An 18,674-nucleotide genomic window follows, 5' to 3' on the forward strand; every position below is an offset into this window, starting at 1 on the left:
TCGTTATGACCTATAAACATATCTTAGTTGGTGTAGATGGTTCTGAGCAAGCTAATCGTGCCTTTGAGGTTGCCTTTTCTTTAGCCAAAAATTTAGGGGCAGATTTACATGTTGCTTGGGTAATTAATCGAGATCGTGGTATGGATTCATCATTTGGTGTTAGCGAAGATTTTTATCAAGATTTAGCAAAACAAGCTCACAAAAAAGTTATCAAGTATTTAGATAAAGCAGCTAATAAAGATGAAGAGGTTGATGTCTATGCTGATGCCATTATCGGCAATGTCAAAACAAGTTTAGCGAAGACACTACCAGAGGAATTAGAAACTGATTTGATTGTGGTTGGTAGTACTGGTGCTAATGCAGTCGAAAAAATGTTGCAGGGATCACATACTAGTTATATTGTGGGACATGCGGGTTGTGATGTTCTAGTTGTAAAGTAAAGATGATAGGCAGTTCTGTCGTCCTTTTCTATCATTATAATTTGTCAGAAATGAAAAAATCGTCAAGATAAAGCTAAACATCTTTGTCTTGACGATTTTGTATTTTACAATTCTTTGACGTTTATTGTTTTAACAAATGTAAAACCTACGTCTGATGAATAGGTGAATTTAAGAATGCAACAATTATGGAAATTAGTAACTCGTTGTTCTATTTCTTTATATGGTAGCCATTTTTGAAGAAACATAAAACAAGCACCACCATGACTAACTGCTAGTACACGATTATGGTCAGATTTTTCCATAATTTTTGTTAATGTGCGATTCATTCGTTCTTGAACTTGTAAATCTGATTCACCACCAAATTGCACGAAAAAGTTACCATATGAATGGCGTTCTGAATCGGTTTGAGGATTTAGTTGTTCACTTTGTCCTTCAAAAACGCCAAAATCCCATTCTTTTAATCCTTTAACTCTGGTATACGGTTGTGAAACAATATTTTCGAGTGTATCAGAGGCGCGTTCTTGCGTCGAAGCATAGGCATGATCAAATGTTAGATTGGTTTCCTTAAAATAATGACCAACTTCTTTGGCGTCGTTAATGCCTTGTTCTGTTAAAGGCGAATCACTTGCACCTTGAATTCGATGTAATTGATTGAATAACGTTTGACCATGACGCATTAAATAAAGTTCTTTCATTTTAAATTACCTTTCTGTCATACTAGTCTTTTTCATTTGACTTTAATATATCGTAGGTTAAGATGAATGTAAAATAGTAGTTATTCACTTTATATAAAAGAATTATTAAATAAGATTTATTGGTCATTTGATAAAATGTCAGACGAATACAAAACAAGTACAACAAGATATGCAACGATATCTATAAATTTATGGAGGATAACCAATGTTTGAATATAAAATTGATAACGAAATTTCTTTAGCCATACCAAGACCTAAAGTAGATGCTGAATCTATATTTAAATTGATTGATGCCAGCCGTAATGAACTAGGCACTTGGTTGTCATGGGTCAATGAGATACAAAATATCGCTGATGAAGAGAAGGCTTTAGTAAGAGATTTAGAAAAGTTTGGTAAAAGGACTTCAGTTACGACGATTATCATGTTTCGAGAACAACCTGTAGGTGCAATTAGTCTTAACAGGTTTCATGATCTAAATAATAGTACGGAAATTGGTTATTGGTTAGGGACTAATTTTAATGGACATGGTATTATGCATCGTGCTGTTATTGGTATGTGTGAGTTAGGTTTTAATGATTATCAAGTCAATAAAATTGAAATTCTTACGGCCATAGATAACCAACAAAGCAATAACGTTGCAAAAAAGGCTGGTTTTCATTTGGACGGCACTATTCGAGCAAATGAATTATTAGCAGATGGCTATCATGATGGTTATATTTGGACATTGTTAAGAGATGAGTGGCAAGCTAAAGTACATTTACAACAATAATGAATTAACGTTTATGTCAATAATTTGAGAATAACAGTCTAATAAGGTAAGGGGGAGAATTTTGAAAATAGTATTCTTACACGGTTTAGGACAAGATAAAAATTCCTGGACTAAAGTTATAAAAAATTTGGATTCGCATATACAATCTATATCAGTGGATTTATTTGCAGATGTCCATGAAAAAACACGTTTATTTTTTTCGTTACTTAATGAATGTTTAACAAAGAGACTAGCATTGGTTAATGAACCGTATATTTTATGTGGACTCTCATTGGGTGGTATTTTAGCTTTGTCACAAGCGACGATGAAAAATAAATTTTTACAAGGTATCATTGTTTCTGGCGCCCAATTTGAAAGTCCAAATAAACTGTTAATTAATTTACAAAATTTAATGTTTCAATTCATGCCCAATAAAAACTTTAGCAATTTAGGAATCACCAAAAAACAAACCATTGCACTATGTCGATCGCTTAAGAAATTACATTTAAGAACAGAGATGTCCTATATAAATCTGCCAACGTATGTTATTTGTGGCTCTAAAGATAAAGCTAATTTAAAAGCAGCAGAAGAATTAGCAACTTTGATTTCTGGTGCTGAATTACATATTATTCCAGGACAACATATTTTAAATGAAGACGAACCAATTGCTTTTGCAGGATTAATTAATGAGTATCATAAGAAATATTGGGATAAATAAACGTTTAGATCTTAAAATTCACTTGACTTTAATTCCTAGTAAGATTTTAGTAACTTTATTTATGGTTGAACACTTCTTTAACAAGATTTTATGAGACAAACTAGCTTCGAGCTAGTTTTTTTTTTATTTGTTTATGAGTAACTTACACAAAAAATTACTGATAACTAATCTGTAAGATTAGCTATCAGTACAAAAATTGTAGAATCTCTGTTAAATTAAGGGTTTAATTATTGAATTAAAAGATCATTTGGGAAAATAAGTGATTCTTCATCTTGCAATTTTCTATCCATGATAATTAAATCTAAATTCGAAAATTGACAAAATGTATATAAACCTGTGTTGTTTAGTTTTGAAGTGTCACATAATAAAACGGTTTGTTGACTAGCTTTTTTGAGCAATTTTTTAACACTCAGTTCTTGATAGGCATGAATTGTGGGACCAGTTTTCGAAAAACCGTCACAACCAATAAAAGCATAGTCAATGTTTAATTGCGAAATAAAGCTTTCAACCCAAGGACCAACATATGAATTACTTTTTTGTCGATATTGCCCACCCGTTAAAAAAATCTGGTTATCAGAATTAGAAAGGACTTCATTAATTTGTAATGAATTGGTAAAAATCGTTAAGCCGGATTGCATAACTAATAATTTAGCTAACTGTAGCACAGTTGTACTAGCCTCCAAAAATATTGAGGAATTAGGTTTAATCATTGCTAATGCGTGTTCAGCGATGATATTCTTTTCTTTTATTTTTTGTTGTTCTTTTTTGGTGAATTCATTTTCGACAAAAGGTGTTTTGGCAGTAACGAATCCATAACTTTTGGTAAGAAGTTTTTTTTCTTCTAGATTCGAAACATCTTTTCGAATAGTTTCAGTTGTCACATTATATTTATCAGCTAATTCATTTATAGAAATTTTATTATGTAATATAACTTCTTGGAGAATACTGTTTCTTCTATCATTGCTACTTTTTTTCATTAGAAACCTCTTTGATAAATTTTAACACAAATTTTGGCTTTTAGGAATGAAACAAATTAATATGATTTGTTTTTGTTGATAAAACAAAAAAGCAGTGTATAATTTGTTTTGTAGCATAAAACAAACGAAAGAGGTTGGCTTATTATGGAAAAACAAATTATAAAAATTGAACCTTACTTTGAACCACGGATTTGGGGTGGTGATAGAATGTTAAAACGATACAATTATAAAACAGATGTTTATCCAGTTGGTGAGGCATATAACGTCGTTGCTTTGCCAGGTGCAGCAGATTGTAAAGTGTCAGGTACAGATATGACCTTGTCACAATTGTATAATTTAAAGCCGGATTGGTTTAAATGTGATACAAAAGAACTACCAATTAGGGTTAATTTATTAGACCCATTATCTGACTTATCTGTACAATTGCATCCGGATGATGAATATGCAATGGCTCATGATGGCTCTCGTGGAAAACCGGAAGCTTGGGTTATTCTAGATGCACCAGAAGATGGGAAAATTGAATTTGGCCATCATGCTCGTACTAAAGAAGAATTCAGGGAGTGGACTGAGAAAAAAGAATGGGGAAAGTTATTAAAATATTTACCAGTAAAAAAAGATCATTTTATTGATATTCCAGCAGGAACGTTGCATGCAATAGGTAGGGACGTCCTAACTTATAACATATCTAGAAACGCTGACTTAACTTATCGTCTTTTTGATTATAATCGTAAGGATAAAAATACAGGTAAAGAACGAGAATTGCACATTGATAAAGTGCAAGATAATGTACTAGTACCAGATAAGTCTCAAGGATTCGAGTGGTATGCACCTTCCTATAATGATGGTTGTGAAGTTACTAATTACTGGGACGAACCAGGATTATATACGCTTAGTCGTGTTAAAACACAAGCGCATGGTCTTTATACTTCTCCTAGATTTGCATTTGTCACGATTGTCGAAGGCCATGGTGATATCAATGGTGTCACTGTTACTAAAGGAGAAACCGTTCTTATCCCAGATGATTTTGGTGAACTTAATTTAAATGGTCAGATGGATATGTTTTTTGCTAGTTATAAAAATTTACGAGGTTAAAAGCATACTATGAAATCAATTAAAGTTGCAATACAGGCGGCAGAAGAGTTAACCAATTGTATTTCACAGATCGATCAAAAGAATTTGGATATATTAATAGAACAAATTAAATCCGCTAATAGAATTTTTTTAGTGGGAGCGGGTAGATCATTATTGGTGATGAAAGCTTTTGCTATGAGGTTAATGCACCTAGGATTTGAGGTGTTTGTTGTTGGTGATGTTACAACACCGTCTTTTAAATTAGGTGATCTTCTCATAGTTGCTAGTGCTTCAGGTGAAACCAAATCCTTATTGATGATTATTGATAAAGTTGATAAATTACATGGGCTATCAACTATTTTTACTACTAGTAAGGATTCTAGTATATCCAAAATTGCTACGAATGTAGTGACAATACCAGCATATACAGACAAATTAATTTCAAGTCAAACTAATAAAAAAGGAATATTACCAGGAGGAAGTTTATTTGAGGAAACAGTTTTTCTATTAGCTGATTCTCTAATTGTGGCGTTGGCAAAATATAAAAATATTAATTTAGAAAAGTCCTTTGATAATCATGCAAATTTAGAATAGGTGAGATAATGAAATTACAACTAGCGATAGATAAATTGTCTTTAAAACAGGCATTAATTATTTTAGATGAATTAGTGCCGTATATTGATATCATTGAAATTGGCACGCCGTTTTTGATAGATGCGGGTAGAGAAGCTGTTAAGCAAATTAAAAATAAATTTCCAATGTTAGAAGTGCTTTGTGACGCAAAAATAATGGATGCGGGTGGTTATGAATCTAAACTAGCATTTGATGTAGGTGCTGATTATATAACTGTGTTAGGAATTACAGATAACTTAACAATTAGTGGTTGTGTTAATGAAGCACATAAGCGTGGGAAAAAAGTAGTGGCAGACATGATTTGTGTTAAAAATTTTGAAGAAAGAGTGCCTGAACTTGAAACTTTAGGGGTTGATGTTATTGCTGTCCATACGGGTGCAGACCAGCAACAAGCTGGCAGAACACCGATAGAAGATTTAAATGAATTAAAGAAATATGCCAAAAGTGTTCAAATAGCCGTTGCAGGTGGTATTAACAAACAAACAGTTATTCAATACTTGTCATTTAAACCAGATATTGTAATTATCGGAAGTGGTATTCTTGATGCTCATTCTCCGTTAAATGAGGCCAAAGCTATTGCGAAGCAAATCAATAGCAACTAGTCAATCAATATAAAAAAGTGCTCCAAACATGATAACATCAATGCTTGGAGCACTTTTTATGTGATGATAATAGAACAAGTTAAAGTTTTTCATTAGAAAGAAGGGGGGGATGCCTATGAATATGCTGGATGGTCATCAAAATCTAATGAAAGGAGGATTAGTCATAAATATCTGTTTATAATGCAATATCTTTAATAATATTATTTTGGAGTTTCTTTTCAACCACACGTAGTAAGAGAGCCTATCTCTTTGACGAGTTAGGCAGTGTTAAAATATATTTTTAAACTAGTCATCATTGAAGTAACCTATGTCTCGTGTTGGTAGCGAGGAGGTTATTTGTTGATTTAGGTAGTTTTATAAAGGCTATTGCGGCATTACAATGGATCAGATGATGCTGATAAAGCCAAATTAGATCTTCTGTCAGAAAAGGCGAGCGTTCCAAACCACTAATTTTTCTATACCAACTAATCAATTGTTCGGTTTAATTAGTCCAAATGTGAATAAAAAATGTTAGGAAATGTTATAATTTAGCTGATTGTTATCATGTTGATTAGTTTTGAAAATATTCCAAATTACATCATTTAATTTGAAATTTAAATTTAAAAAAATATTATCTATTTGTTTGCCACCATTTTATTAACGAAATAAAGGAGAAATAAAAATGAAAATAGCAATTATTGAGGATGATTTAGTGATTGCTCACATAATAAAAAAAGAGTTAATGGCTCAAAATTATGAAGTTGTGCTACCAGATGATTTTTCAAATATTGTTTTATTTCTACAGCAAACTAACCCACAATTAGTTTTATTAGACATTAAGCTACCTGGTAATAATGGCTATTATTGGTGTGAAAAAATACGGGAATGGTCAGAGGTGCCAATTATTTTTATTTCTTCAATTAACGAAAAATTTAATAAATTGATGGCTATACAGATGGGTGGCGATGATTTTATTAGTAAACCTATTGATTTGCAGTTAACCATTTCAAAAATTCAAGCCTTATTAAGAAGAACCTACGAATTTGATACACCTATGAAAACAATCAAGGATTATAGGGATGTTTCCTTAAATGTTGGTAAGGCTATGATAACATACCAACAAAAATCTATTAGTTTAACCCATACGGAACTACAGATTATGACATATCTCTTTGACAAAAAAGGTAATTATGCTGCACGTAATGATATTCTAGATTTTTGTTGGCAAAATAATCAGTTTATTGATGATAATACACTAACTGTCAATGTTACTCGGATACGGAAAAAATTAAAAACAATTGGGTTGGAAAATTTGATAAAAACAAAAAAGAATTTAGGTTATTGTTTAATATGAGGTATCGTATGGGGAAAAATTTTTTGAAATCGGCTAGTATTGTGACCTGTTTGCTTGGAATACCTTTGGGGATATTCGCTTTATTATTCTATTTATTCAATTTAGATTGGTCCATTTTTCGTGCAGGTTTTTTATTTGTTCTTTTAATATACATTGTTGCTTTGGCATATTTATCTTTTCATACAGTACATACGGATAACCTAAACCAACAAATTACTCTTTTACAAGAACAACTTGAAGATTTAAAGAAATCAACAATGCAACAATCACAGAATCAAGAAGATTATTTTTTGATGTGGGTACACCAAATTAAATCTCCAGTGACAGCAAGTGAATTATTATTATCGCAAATGCATAAAGATAAAATGACCATACATTTACAAGAAGAAATATTAAAAATTGATCATTATACCAATATGGTTTTAAATTATTTGAAAATCACTAATCCTGATACAGATATGTTATTTGATCATATTTCAATTGATCAATTGATACAACCGTTGTTGAGGAAATATCGTCTTGAATTTATACATTATCATATTACTTTACATTATCAAAAATCAACAGCAATAGTACTAACTGAAGCAAACTTAACGTCATTGATGATTGAACAATTATTAACAAATGCGATTAAGTATGCTCATAACAAGGATATTTGGATAACATATCAAGAACCAAGCAATCAACTGATAATTAAAGACTCAGGTATTGGCATAGAAGCATCAGATTTGCCAAGGATTTTTGACAAAGGATATATGGGACTTAATGGGCAACTTAATGAACAATCAAGTGGTATTGGTTTATTTCTAGTTAAAAAAATTTCCGAACGTTTATCGCAGCCTATTGTCGTTAAATCTGTTAGGGGAAAGGGAACATGTTTTAAACTGACTTTACATTAAGTTATAACTTACAATACTGACATATAAATTAAATTTTGTAAGCTTAGATAAAGGCAATGTGCTAGCAAATTCAGTATGCTTAATCCATAAACTTGAAAGGGAAGTGAGAATAATGCTACTGGATATTAAAAATGTTAAAAAAATTTATCAGAACAAAGGTGTTCGTGTGGAGGCACTTCATAAAGTGACCTTTGGTGTAGACAAAGGTGAATTTGTTGCGATTATGGGAGAATCTGGGTCGGGTAAAACAACATTATTAAATATGATTGCGACTTTTGACATTCCTAGTGAAGGACAAATTAACCTAGATGGTCGTGATTTAACAAAAATAAAATCAAAAGACTTAGCTAAGTTTCGACGTGATGAACTTGGTTTCGTTTTTCAAGATTTTAATGTTTTAAATACGTTTAGCAACAAAGATAATATTTTATTACCACAAGTTTTATCAAATCAAAAACCTAAAGATATGATAAGTCGCGTTAATAACTTGGCTAGTACGTTGAATATTCAAACAATATTAGAGAAATATCCATATGAAATTTCTGGTGGTCAAAAACAAAGAGTGGCAATAGCTCGTGCATTGATAAATCAACCTAAAATACTATTAGCTGACGAGCCAACTGGTGCACTTGATTCAAAATCATCTAATCAAATTTTGAAGTTGTTTAAAAAATTAAATGAAATGCGTCATACCATTTTAATGGTGACACATTCTGCTCAGGCTGCCGCAGCAGCAAGCAGGGTACTTTTTATAAAAGATGGTATTGTTTTTCATGAGATTTATAAAGGAACGAATAATGATTTAGATTTTCAAGATAAAATTGCATCAAGCTTATCAATGATGAGTAGACTGGAGGATAATGATGAAATATAGCATTCTAAGTCGCTTATCTTTTAAAAGTATTTTAAATTGGAAAAATATTTATGTGCCGTATATTTTGGCAGTTGGTTTTCTGTTTTCGTTAGAATATATTTTACTATCATTAATAAAAAATGATTATGTACGAAACAATGGTGATTATTTATTAAATTTGTTAAGCATGACATTATTTTTTATTACTATACTGAATATTATCATTGCATTATATGGTAGTCGGTTCGTAAGTAAAGTTCGACGGCAGGAATTTGGCTTATATACTATCTTGGGACTAGAAAATAAACATATTAGATATATGTTTTTTATTGAATATTTCTCTTGTTGGCTAGTTACTAGTTTAATCAGTATTTCTTTTGGATTTTGCCTAGGAAAGTTTTTATTTATTATTCTTAATAGAATGATGCATGATACTGGGGCAACCTTTATGAATTATTCATTTGACCTTGCTACAGCCGTTGGAACATCTGGTATTTTATTAGTAATTTTCATCATGATTTTTCTTTTAGATAACTATAGGCTAGTTAAATATCAACCAACTGAATTATTATCATTAGCAAAGTCTGGGGAACGTGAACCTAAAATTCGGCCAGTGATGACATTGTTGGGTATCATTACTCTGATATTAGGCTACTATATTGCTGTAACATCAGAAGGTGTTATACAATCAATTATTAAAATTTTCATCGCTATTTTGTTAGTGGTTATAGGAACTTATTGCTTATTTACTACTGGATCAATTGCCTTATTAAAAATGTTGAAGAAAAGGGATGGTTATTATTACAAGGCTCATCATTTTTTGAACATTTCGGGTATGCTGTATCGTATGAAGTCAAATGCGGTTAGTTTGGCAACAATTGCAATATTATGTTCTGGCATTATATTGACATTAAGTGCAACGGTTACTTTATATTTTGGTATGCAATCACAAATTAATAGTGTCATGCCACGCCAATACGAATTAGCACCCAGTAAACTTGATAACGAGAGCCATCGACAAACTGTGCAAAGTTTGAACACAGGGTTAAAGCAAATTAAACAGACTAAAAAAGTTACGCATAGTTTTTTGTTGACGCAATTAAATGTACCTGCCTCACTAACTAAAAATCATGAAATTATTAATTTGAAGAAAAGTCCAACGACGGATAATGGTAGACCTATTTATATACTAGTACAAACAGTTACTGACTTTAATAAACTTGTAAATAAACATTACAAATTAAATGATAAAACTGTAATGATTGGCTCAAATCTTATTGATGTGTCTGATTATCAACACATAAAATTTGCTGATAAACGATATCAAGTGAAACAGGTCAATACATCATCATTGACGGGAAATTATGGTATTGAAGTTATTAGTATTATTGTGCCAAATAAACAAGCTTTGTTAAAAGCACAAAATCAATATCAAGTCTATGATCAAGAATCAAATAAAATGGTTAAAAAGCCGTTAGATAGTAATTTATATTTTGACTTAGCTAATGGGCAAAAGGTAACTAATCATGAAATAAAAGAATTTCAAATAAATCATAGTCAAATTATTACAACAAAATATTCTGTACAACAGGAAGAGTACCATTTATATGGTGGTTTGTTGTTCATAGGCATGTTGGTTAGTTTAGTATTATTTATCATTACCGTATTGATGATATATTTCAAACAAATTAGTGAAGGCTATTCGGACAGGAATAATTATCAAATTATGCAACAAGTAGGAATACCTGATCAATTAATTAGAAGAACAATTCACTCACAAATTATTTGGCTGTTCGGTTTGCCACTAGTTGTTGGGTTGATTCATGTATTATTTGCAACAAATATAATGAGTCAACTGATGGGAATGGTTGGCATTACAAATATGCATCTTTATTTCGTCAGTTACTTCATCGTTGGGATAATGTTCACTATATTGTATTTGATTATTTATTGGATGACATCTTCAAAATACTATCATTTAGTGAAGTAATTAGTTAATGATAAATTTCAATTAAAGATTGCTAACAAAGATTGCTAACTTAGATACTAATTTAACGCTATCATTCTGACAACAAGAGCGATAGCGTTTTTTAGATGGCCTTACACTTTTGTAAGTGGTATTTTATCATGCTTTGTTTTACGCTTAAATTAAGAAAATGACATAAATCAGTTTTGGGTGGGGGTAGTATTGTGTCAGAAAATGAAAATTTTATATTAGAAACTAAAAATTTAACTAAAAGCTATGGTGAACAAACCAGTGTGGACAATTTAAATATTCACTTAAGGAAGGGTAGAATTTACGGATTATTGGGAAAAAATGGTGCTGGTAAAAGTACAACAATGAAAATTATTTTAGGTTTAGTAAAGGTCAGTGCCGGCTCAGTGAACTTTTTTTCACAGAATATGCAGGCAGTTTCAAAAAAGAAGCCATAAACGTTTATTCTAAAATTGGTAACACCATTGAATCACCAGGATTTTATCCAAATCTAACTGGTACGGAAAATTTGCGAATATTTGCACGACTCCGAGGAACTTCTGAACGAACAATAGCTGAGGTCTTAAAACAATTGTCATTGCCATATAAAGACAAAAAATTGTTTTCAGAGTACTCGTTAGGTATGAAGCAATGATTAGCGATTGCTAACGCCTTATTGAATAAACCAGAACTGTTAATTTTCGATGAACCGACAAATGGATTAGATCCAGATGGGATAATCGAAATTCGAAATTTATTATTGCATCTGAGCCATGATGAACAGATAACTATCTTAATTCAAGTCATATATTGTCTGAAATACAACTTATTGCAGACGATATTGGTATTATTTCCGATGGCAAATTATTAGTTGAGTCGCTCTTGAATCAATTGCTCTTGAATCAATTAATGAATAAAAACAGTGAAACATTCATTCTTGAATTATCAGATGCAACAAAAGCAGTTGATTTGATAAAACGTAAATTTTCACTGCAAAACATTTTAATTGAAAAAGATGTGTTGAAAATTAACGCAAAGGTCACCCACCCAGAAAAAATAATTGCATTGTTAGTGCAATATGGCATTGATGTACGGGCGGCTTATAGACAGAATGGTAATCTAGAAAGTTATTTTGAATCACTCACTAGGGGGTGACAAAAATGATTAGTTTAGTTATGAGTGAAATGGCAAAGTTAAAGCGTAATCATATCGTGATGTTTACGCTTGTAGCAGCGTTTATTTTTCCAGTATTATTATCAATTTTGGCAAGTCACACAGGTAGGTCATTTGAAAAGCTTAGAATGTTTATTTTCATTTTTAGTAGTCTGGTTTTGGCAACGCTAATTTTTGAAGAACGTGATAACCAAATTTTGAAAGGAGATTAACTAGATGAAGTTGGCTTATAATGAAACGGGTGATGATTTAGCATAAACATTGCTGAACATGCAGTTGAGTGAGTTAAAAACACTGCGTTTATGCACAACAAAGCCGTAGATAAAGAAGTCACCGATAGTTATTACGAAAATCTAACGTAGAATGTGCCGTACATACGTGCGTGCCAAATAATATTTTCCCAAAGGCACGCGTTTTAGTGATATTATTGGTCAACAGCGCTTGGGGGGCGCGTGGATCAGGTGGTTTTAATGAAATCAATAGTAAGACGTTAACACATCAGCTAATAAACAACAGAAATCACCAGAATATTTGTTTAAACATGCAACTAAACATTTAAGACAACTAAGACAACGAGAACAACGTACGAGTCCAATGTGGCTGCTAGCTAGAACGTGGCTAAAACAGCAATAAGGATTAATTAATCTTATTAGGTAGGTTTAAATACCACCTGATTATTGTGTTTAAAAATGGATTAAAAAGCTCATTAACTCATTAAAGAGAAAAAGTACAAATAAAGGCTCAAAAAATGTTGCAAAACGACTTTTGTTAGAAAAATGTAAAAAAATGCCAGTAAAACTGGTGTGATAACGGTACAGTACATAGAAAAGATGTAAAATAAATCATCACTTCGTCAAATACTTGACAGTGCCTTTTCTTATTTAACTTTCGATAATATATATTATGTAAACTAATATAAATAAAAATATTAACATCAATAATAAGACATCAAAATGCTAAGCAAGTTATGCCCCCTCCTTTTACTGCTTGACTACCCATTTTTAATGTATTTCGTTTTTAAAAGGTATTCGTATGATCATTACTAGCATGACAATGACTGCAATTAACAAATATATAGGTAAAATTGACATTGATACATATTAACCCAAATAATGGCGGCATTAATGTTGTCCCTAAGTAACTGATGGCCATTTGAAAACCCATAATACTTTGCGATTTGCTGCGACCAAAGTTTGTTGGCGTGGCATGTATTTTAATGATGGAAAAATTGGTGCACAACCAAAGCCAATTAATACCAAACTTAAAAAAGCACAATATTTATTTGGTATGAAAAGTATAATTATACCGAATAAAGGCAAATAACAACCCAATTTTATCAATTTTTGATCGGATAATTTATTAGAAATAACGCCACTTATCAATCGCCCAAGTGTAATACCAATATAAAATAATGAAGCTAAAGTTGCCGCTATGTCGAGGCTGGCACCACGACTATTCACAAAAAATGAACTCGCCCATAAGCCACTGGTTTGTTCTATAGTCGCGTAAGCAAAAAAAGTGATTAATGCTGGCATAACGCCAGCTGTCTTCCAAATAGGTATTTGGTCAGAATCAGCTAAGCTTGCCAGTTCATCGATGATCGCAGTTTGATCATCATTTGATACGATATTAGTTTGCCAACGTGGTACGCTGATTAATAAAATGAACATTAAAAACCTAAATGCCAATTGTTTTGATTTGTTAGTGTGAACCCCATAATATAAGGGCTAATTGAAGCTCCAATTCCCCCAAATGCGTGTAACCAATTCATGTGACGGGTGGCATAGTGAACGGCAACGTAATTATTTAACGCTGCATCCACTGCTCCCTCTCCTAAACCATATGGTACAGCCTAGAGACAGATTGTTAAGAATGAATTTGTAGAAGAAAAGCCAAGTAAAGCAACTGCAGTTAACAATACGCTGATTACGGTAATCAAACCGGTGGATAAACTGGAAATAATTGTTCCCACTGCAATTGTCATTGTAATAATTCCGGCATAAGACGTGGGTACGTTTAAATAATTATGCATCAATGGCCAAGCTGAGCCAATTAAGGAATCCGGTAATCCCAAGCTAATAAAAGCAATATAAATCAAAGTTAGTAAACCAGCGTACATAAATCCCCCCTCACATGCCAAATAATTAAAAATGAATATTTATTTTTAATTATTTAGTGGTCTGATAATGATCTGACACTGTCACGTTCAATTAATTTTGTTGGTACATATATGATTTGTGATTGTTCTATATTGGCTGATTTATTTGAGTTATTAGCCGGCTTATCGGAATCTAAGAAAAATTTCATGGCAACACGACCAATTTCCTGGAAATTTTGTTGAATAGTGGTTAACTTTGGGCGATTAATTTTGGTTTGTTCTAGTCCATCTATAGTAACTATTGATAGATCTTCGGGTACTTTTTTACCATTATCCAACATAGCGTTTGTGATTCCTGGACCAATCATATCAGCAGTGCCAATTGCTGCTGTGAAAGGTAAATTATTAATATTGAATCCCTTTGTCACGCTATTATAACCTGTTTCATATGAATGATCATTACCATAAAAAAAGATATTATCAGTTGTTAAATGATGCTGCTTCATAGATTTAATAAAATTAGATCGACGTACACTTGAAATATTAGTTGTTAATTTTGTGTCACCAATTAAAGCAATATTATGATGTCCCTTTTCAATGAGGTACGAAACTAATGTATCCATCATTTGAAATTCATTTGAAGTAACAGCTGAGACTTTGTCGTCCAATATGGTAGTTAACGAAATAACCATAATCTGCTCTTCCAATAATTTTTTAATCATCCATGACGGAATATCCAGTGATAATAGAAATACCGCCCCTACCTGCCTTGATAGTAATGTTTTAAAAACTTGATATTGATGATCTTCATCCTCATCAAGGTAACTAACTAATAGCTCATAACCCGAAGAAATGGTTTCTTCATATAAACCTTTGATAACCACATCAGCAAAGTTCGTGTGTATTAATGGTACAACAACACCAACTGCTCGGCTTTTTTTGCTAGATAGATCTGCTGCGTTTTGATTTTTATAATAACCCATTTCTTGTGCTAATTTTCTGACTCTTGCTGCTGTTACTTCACTGTACCGACCTCTATTTGTCAGGATACGTGAAACTGACGCAACAGACAAATTAGCCGCTGTTGCAACATCTTTTAAGGTGACTTTCATGAGTGACTCCTATTCCTTCAGTTGGTATTATTATACACTGACTTTCTTGTAACATTATATAAATTATTTCGTTTATTTGGATATGTAAACTGTAGCTAAATTTGACTGCTTTTATAAATATTACTTGACACACAAAATGGAAACGCTTACAATATATTGCGTAAACGTTTGTACAACGTTTAGAGGGTTTTAGTTTTTATTTATATACAAGGAGATTTTCTAATGGATAATCAAACAGACGGTGTCACAACAACACCGGTTAAACATCGGTTACCTGATTTGACAAAAGTTCAAATGTTTATGATGACATTTGGCTACTTTGGAACTCAGATTGCCTTTTCAATGCAGACTGGAAGTATGGGTCGTATCTTTCAAACAATTGGTGCAGATCCAAATAATTTAGGGTTCTTCTTCGTTCTACCGCCTTTGGCAGGAATGATTATGCAACCATTAGTCGGTTTTTTCTCTGATAAAACATGGATACCAAAACTTGGCCGACGGATGCCATATCTAATTGGTGGTTCGGTAGTGTCATTTATCGTTATGTTACTATTACCTAACGCTGGTTCATTAGGCTTTGGATTTGGTTCAGCCGCTGCGTTATGGTTTGGTGCAGTAACCGTCCTATTTATGGATTTGGCATCAAACGTTTCGCAACAACCATTCAAGATGATTATTCCTGATATGGCTAATGAAAAACAATCAAATTCATTATGGTCAATGCAAAATGTTTGGGGTAGCTTAGGAAGCCTAGTGGCCTTTGTTTTTCCATTCATCTTGACAGCTGCAGGCGTTGCAAATACGGCACCTCGTGGTGAAGTACCTATGTCTGTTAAAATCTCATTCTATGCATCAGCAATTATTTTAGCATTATCAGCATTATTTACCATTTTGAACGTTAAAGAATATACGCCAGAGGAAATGGCAAAATATCACAATATTTCTAAAGAAGAACAAGCAGAAAAAGCTTCTATTATGAATGTGTTAAGAAGTGTACCAAAGGTATTTTGGCTACTTGGTATTGTAGAATTCTTTGTTTGGTTTGCTATTCCATACATGTGGACTTATTCTACTGGTGCTTTAGCAGAAAATATTTGGCATGTCACTGATCCATCGACAGCTGGTTATCAAGAAGCTGGAAATTGGTTTGGAATTGTTCAAGCAGTGTATTCAGTCGTTTCCATTATCGTTGGTCTCTTCTTTGCACGCTTAACTAAGAAAACTCGTCGCCCAGCCTATACTGTCAGCATGATCCTTGGTGGTATTGGTTTCTTAATGATTGCTTTTGGTACGACAAAGCTATCATCTATCATTGCGTTTGCTCTATTTGGAGTAGCTTGGATTGCATTAATTACAATTCCATTTACAATTTTGACTAACGCCTTGGATGGTAAGCATGATGGTATTGTATTAGGATTGTTTAACTGCTTTATTTGTATTCCGCAAATTGTGGCATCTTCAATTAGTTTCCTAATTCTACCTGCTTTGGGTGGCTCGATGGCTCACATGTTTATCATTGCCGCAATTGCTTTCTTTATTGCTGGTTTTGCAATTTGGATGGTTCGCGACGAAATTTAGATTAGACAAAATACTTTATTAATTTACATAACAATCGGAGGTTATTATGACACAAGAAGATATTAAATGGTGGCAAAAAGCAGTTGTTTACCAAATCTACCCTCGTTCATTCCAAGATTCAGATAACGATGGTATTGGAGATTTGAAAGGTATTGAGCAACATTTGGACTATGTTAAGAAATTAGGCGCAGATGTGATTTGGTTGAATCCTGTTTACAATTCTCCTAATAAGGACAATGGCTATGATATTTCTGATTATCAGAGTATTAATCCAGAGTTTGGTGATATGGCAGAATTTGATCATTTATTAGCAGCCGCACATGATCGTGGTTTAAAGATTGTGATGGATTTGGTTGTTAATCATTCTTCTGATCAACATAAATGGTTTATTGAAAGTCGCTCATCAAAAGATAATGATAAGCGTGATTTCTATATTTGGAGAGATCCTGTTGATGGTCATGAGCCAAATAATTGGGGTTCATTCTTCTCTGGTCCAGCTTGGAAATATGATGAAAAAACGGGTCAGTATTACCTACACCTTTTTGCTGAAGGACAACCTGATCTTAACTGGGAAAATCCTAAGATGCGCAATGCCATCTGGGACATGATGAACTGGTGGGTTGATAAGGGAATTGATGGATTCCGAATGGATGTTATTTCATTGATTTCTAAGCCAGATGGTTTACCTGATGGTAAGGTGCCCGATGGTGATATCTATGGTAATTCAAATCGTGCAGTTGCTAATGGCCCTCGTGTTCACGAATACTTACAAGAAATGCGTGATAAGGTCTTGAATAATGCTGACATGATGACTGTTGGTGAAGCATCTGGTGTTGATATTGAGAATGCTAAAGAATATGCATCAAATGATGGCAAAGAATTAAACATGGTATTCCAATTTGAACATGTTGAATTAGATGGTAATCCTGATGCTGCTTTGGGTAAGTGGTATGATCAACGCGTCTCTCTACCAAAGTTGAAAGAAAACTTAAGCAAGTGGCAATATGAACTTGATGGTAAAGCATGGAATTCACTATATTGGAATAACCATGATCAACCACGTGCAGTCAGTCGTTACGGTAGTGATAAACCAGAATACCGTGTTGTATCTGCCAAAATGGTTGGTACCCTTCTTCACTTCATGCAAGGAACACCTTATATTTATCAGGGTGAAGAAATTGGTATGACGAATGCGTATAATTTAGGTTGGGATGATTTCAATGACATTGAGATTTTGAATGCGCGTGAGTATTTGGTTAATAAAGATCATTTAATTGATGATGATACAATGTTGCGTTACGTGCATTATAAGGGACGTGATAACGCACGTACTCCTATGCAGTGGACTGCTGGTAAAAATGCTGGTTTTACTGATGGGACACCATGGTTAAAGATGAATGACAATTTTGATAAGATTAATGTTGAAGAAGCACTAGCTGATAAAGATTCGGTATTTTATTACTATCAAGAGTTAATTAAATTACGTCATGAGTTACCTATCATTACAACTGGTCATTATCAGTTGTTGGATCCAAAAGATGCTGAAGTGTACTCGTATAAGCGGATTGGTGATGATGAAGAATTGTTAGTCATTAATAACTTTACTGAGTCAGAACAATCACGTGACTATGATGTGCCGGCTAATGCGGAAGTATTAATTAGTAATTATACGGACGATCGTGGAACAACATTACGCCCATTTGAAGCAAAAGTTTATCGTTATACGAAATAATAATTTTTATAAGTAAAAGGACCAACACCAATTCATA

General features: G+C 32.8%; 19 protein-coding genes and 1 pseudogene. 14 read left to right on the forward strand and 6 right to left on the reverse strand.

The annotated features are described in order from the left end of the window. Window positions 1-5: 5 nt before the first annotated feature. Window positions 6-440, forward strand: coding sequence for a universal stress protein (locus tag ACSKY2_RS01955; protein WP_489877932.1), 435 nt, complete (start codon window positions 6-8; stop codon window positions 438-440). Window positions 441-544: 104 nt separating this feature from the next. Here ACSKY2_RS01955 and ACSKY2_RS01960 read toward each other — a convergent pair whose 3' ends face one another. Further along, the gene (locus ACSKY2_RS01960) at window positions 545-1,135 is read right to left on the reverse strand and encodes a histidine phosphatase family protein (protein ID WP_489877933.1); all 591 of its coding nucleotides are present in this window, start codon (window positions 1,133-1,135) and stop codon (window positions 545-547) included. Between the two features lie 205 nt (window positions 1,136-1,340). Between ACSKY2_RS01960 and ACSKY2_RS01965 the strand changes: the two genes are divergently transcribed. Together ACSKY2_RS01965 and ACSKY2_RS01970 are read left to right on the forward strand one after the other, a co-directional pair. Next, on the forward strand, window positions 1,341-1,904 hold the full coding sequence (locus ACSKY2_RS01965; protein WP_489877934.1) for a GNAT family N-acetyltransferase: 564 nt from the start codon (window positions 1,341-1,343) through the stop codon (window positions 1,902-1,904). A gap of 61 nt (window positions 1,905-1,965) precedes the next feature. Further along, entirely contained in the window at window positions 1,966-2,601 is a 636-nt protein-coding gene (locus ACSKY2_RS01970; protein WP_489877935.1) for an alpha/beta fold hydrolase, read from the forward strand. 227 nt (window positions 2,602-2,828) lie between these two features. Here the strand turns inward: ACSKY2_RS01970 and ACSKY2_RS01975 are convergent, their stop codons facing one another. Beyond that, entirely contained in the window at window positions 2,829-3,578 is a 750-nt protein-coding gene (locus ACSKY2_RS01975; RefSeq protein WP_489877936.1) for a DeoR/GlpR family DNA-binding transcription regulator, read from the reverse strand. Between the two features lie 144 nt (window positions 3,579-3,722). Here ACSKY2_RS01975 and ACSKY2_RS01980 point away from each other — a divergent pair, with 144 nt between their 5' ends. The 9 genes and pseudogenes from ACSKY2_RS01980 (at window position 3,723) to ACSKY2_RS02020 (ending at window position 12,329) form a co-directional block, all read left to right on the forward strand. Beyond that, window positions 3,723-4,670 (forward strand): class I mannose-6-phosphate isomerase, encoded by a 948-nt coding sequence (locus tag ACSKY2_RS01980; protein WP_489877937.1) that lies wholly within the window; start codon window positions 3,723-3,725, stop codon window positions 4,668-4,670. 9 nt (window positions 4,671-4,679) lie between these two features. Further along, the gene (hxlB, locus tag ACSKY2_RS01985; RefSeq protein WP_489877938.1) at window positions 4,680-5,243 is read left to right on the forward strand and encodes a 6-phospho-3-hexuloisomerase; all 564 of its coding nucleotides are present in this window, start codon (window positions 4,680-4,682) and stop codon (window positions 5,241-5,243) included. An 8-nt stretch (window positions 5,244-5,251) separates the two neighbouring features. Continuing rightward, entirely contained in the window at window positions 5,252-5,884 is a 633-nt protein-coding gene (gene hxlA / locus ACSKY2_RS01990) for a 3-hexulose-6-phosphate synthase (RefSeq protein ID WP_489877939.1), read from the forward strand. 661 nt (window positions 5,885-6,545) lie between these two features. After that, on the forward strand, window positions 6,546-7,217 hold the full coding sequence (locus ACSKY2_RS01995; RefSeq protein ID WP_489877940.1) for a response regulator transcription factor: 672 nt from the start codon (window positions 6,546-6,548) through the stop codon (window positions 7,215-7,217). A gap of 8 nt (window positions 7,218-7,225) precedes the next feature. After that, window positions 7,226-8,116: a sensor histidine kinase gene (locus ACSKY2_RS02000; protein WP_489877941.1), complete on the forward strand. Its 891-nt coding sequence runs from the start codon at window positions 7,226-7,228 to the stop codon at window positions 8,114-8,116. Between the two features lie 109 nt (window positions 8,117-8,225). Further along, window positions 8,226-8,990, forward strand: coding sequence for an ABC transporter ATP-binding protein (locus ACSKY2_RS02005; protein ID WP_489878220.1), 765 nt, complete (start codon window positions 8,226-8,228; stop codon window positions 8,988-8,990). Beyond that, window positions 8,980-10,959: an FtsX-like permease family protein gene (locus ACSKY2_RS02010; protein ID WP_489877942.1), complete on the forward strand. Its 1,980-nt coding sequence runs from the start codon at window positions 8,980-8,982 to the stop codon at window positions 10,957-10,959. The genes ACSKY2_RS02005 and ACSKY2_RS02010 overlap by 11 nt, the downstream gene beginning before the upstream one ends. Window positions 10,960-11,159: 200 nt before the next feature. After that, a pseudogene (locus ACSKY2_RS02015) lies at window positions 11,160-12,099 on the forward strand (ATP-binding cassette domain-containing protein). Between the two features lie 5 nt (window positions 12,100-12,104). Then, complete coding sequence (locus ACSKY2_RS02020) at window positions 12,105-12,329, forward strand: ABC transporter permease (protein WP_489877943.1); 225 nt, start codon at window positions 12,105-12,107, stop codon at window positions 12,327-12,329. Window positions 12,330-13,250: 921 nt separating this feature from the next. Here the strand turns inward: ACSKY2_RS02020 and ACSKY2_RS02025 are convergent. From ACSKY2_RS02025 to ACSKY2_RS02040, 4 genes are read right to left on the reverse strand one after another with little or no spacing between them, the layout of a single operon-like run. After that, complete coding sequence (locus ACSKY2_RS02025; RefSeq protein WP_489877944.1) at window positions 13,251-13,787, reverse strand: MFS transporter; 537 nt, start codon at window positions 13,785-13,787, stop codon at window positions 13,251-13,253. After that, on the reverse strand, window positions 13,787-13,939 hold the full coding sequence (locus ACSKY2_RS02030; protein ID WP_489877945.1) for a hypothetical protein: 153 nt from the start codon (window positions 13,937-13,939) through the stop codon (window positions 13,787-13,789). The genes ACSKY2_RS02025 and ACSKY2_RS02030 overlap by 1 nt, the downstream gene beginning before the upstream one ends. A 30-nt stretch (window positions 13,940-13,969) precedes the next feature. Then, window positions 13,970-14,236: a hypothetical protein gene (locus tag ACSKY2_RS02035; RefSeq protein WP_489877946.1), complete on the reverse strand. Its 267-nt coding sequence runs from the start codon at window positions 14,234-14,236 to the stop codon at window positions 13,970-13,972. A 53-nt stretch (window positions 14,237-14,289) separates the two neighbouring features. Continuing rightward, a complete protein-coding gene (locus tag ACSKY2_RS02040; protein ID WP_489877947.1) occupies window positions 14,290-15,327 on the reverse strand; it encodes a LacI family DNA-binding transcriptional regulator in 1,038 nt (345 codons plus the stop codon). Between the two features lie 222 nt (window positions 15,328-15,549). Here ACSKY2_RS02040 and ACSKY2_RS02045 point away from each other — a divergent pair, with 222 nt between their 5' ends. Continuing rightward, complete coding sequence (locus ACSKY2_RS02045) at window positions 15,550-16,905, forward strand: MFS transporter (protein ID WP_489877948.1); 1,356 nt, start codon at window positions 15,550-15,552, stop codon at window positions 16,903-16,905. A gap of 46 nt (window positions 16,906-16,951) precedes the next feature. Continuing rightward, complete coding sequence (locus tag ACSKY2_RS02050) at window positions 16,952-18,637, forward strand: glycoside hydrolase family 13 protein (RefSeq protein ID WP_489877949.1); 1,686 nt, start codon at window positions 16,952-16,954, stop codon at window positions 18,635-18,637. Window positions 18,638-18,674: the final 37 nt, after the last annotated feature.

The sequence above is a fragment of the Weissella sp. ESL1156 genome, assembly GCF_058505625.1.

Bases quoted from the DNA above. Each gene is read 5' to 3' on its own strand.
- ACSKY2_RS02025 (WP_489877944.1), bottom strand. From the start codon at position 13,787: ATGTTCATTTTATTAATCAGCGTACCACGTTGGCAAACTAATATCGTA.
- ACSKY2_RS02020 (WP_489877943.1), top strand. From the start codon at position 12,105: ATGATTAGTTTAGTTATGAGTGAAATGGCAAAGTTAAAGCGTAATCAT.
- ACSKY2_RS01980 (WP_489877937.1), top strand. From the start codon at position 3,723: ATGGAAAAACAAATTATAAAAATTGAACCTTACTTTGAACCACGGATT.
- ACSKY2_RS01965 (WP_489877934.1), top strand. From the start codon at position 1,341: ATGTTTGAATATAAAATTGATAACGAAATTTCTTTAGCCATACCAAGA.
- ACSKY2_RS02000 (WP_489877941.1), top strand. From the start codon at position 7,226: ATGGGGAAAAATTTTTTGAAATCGGCTAGTATTGTGACCTGTTTGCTT.
- ACSKY2_RS02010 (WP_489877942.1), top strand. From the start codon at position 8,980: ATGAAATATAGCATTCTAAGTCGCTTATCTTTTAAAAGTATTTTAAAT.
- hxlA (WP_489877939.1), top strand. From the start codon at position 5,252: ATGAAATTACAACTAGCGATAGATAAATTGTCTTTAAAACAGGCATTA.
- ACSKY2_RS01975 (WP_489877936.1), bottom strand. From the start codon at position 3,578: ATGAAAAAAAGTAGCAATGATAGAAGAAACAGTATTCTCCAAGAAGTT.
- ACSKY2_RS02040 (WP_489877947.1), bottom strand. From the start codon at position 15,327: ATGAAAGTCACCTTAAAAGATGTTGCAACAGCGGCTAATTTGTCTGTT.
- ACSKY2_RS01995 (WP_489877940.1), top strand. From the start codon at position 6,546: ATGAAAATAGCAATTATTGAGGATGATTTAGTGATTGCTCACATAATA.
- ACSKY2_RS02050 (WP_489877949.1), top strand. From the start codon at position 16,952: ATGACACAAGAAGATATTAAATGGTGGCAAAAAGCAGTTGTTTACCAA.
- ACSKY2_RS01955 (WP_489877932.1), top strand. From the start codon at position 6: ATGACCTATAAACATATCTTAGTTGGTGTAGATGGTTCTGAGCAAGCT.
- hxlB (WP_489877938.1), top strand. From the start codon at position 4,680: ATGAAATCAATTAAAGTTGCAATACAGGCGGCAGAAGAGTTAACCAAT.
- ACSKY2_RS02035 (WP_489877946.1), bottom strand. From the start codon at position 14,236: ATGTACGCTGGTTTACTAACTTTGATTTATATTGCTTTTATTAGCTTG.
- ACSKY2_RS02045 (WP_489877948.1), top strand. From the start codon at position 15,550: ATGGATAATCAAACAGACGGTGTCACAACAACACCGGTTAAACATCGG.
- ACSKY2_RS01960 (WP_489877933.1), bottom strand. From the start codon at position 1,135: ATGAAAGAACTTTATTTAATGCGTCATGGTCAAACGTTATTCAATCAA.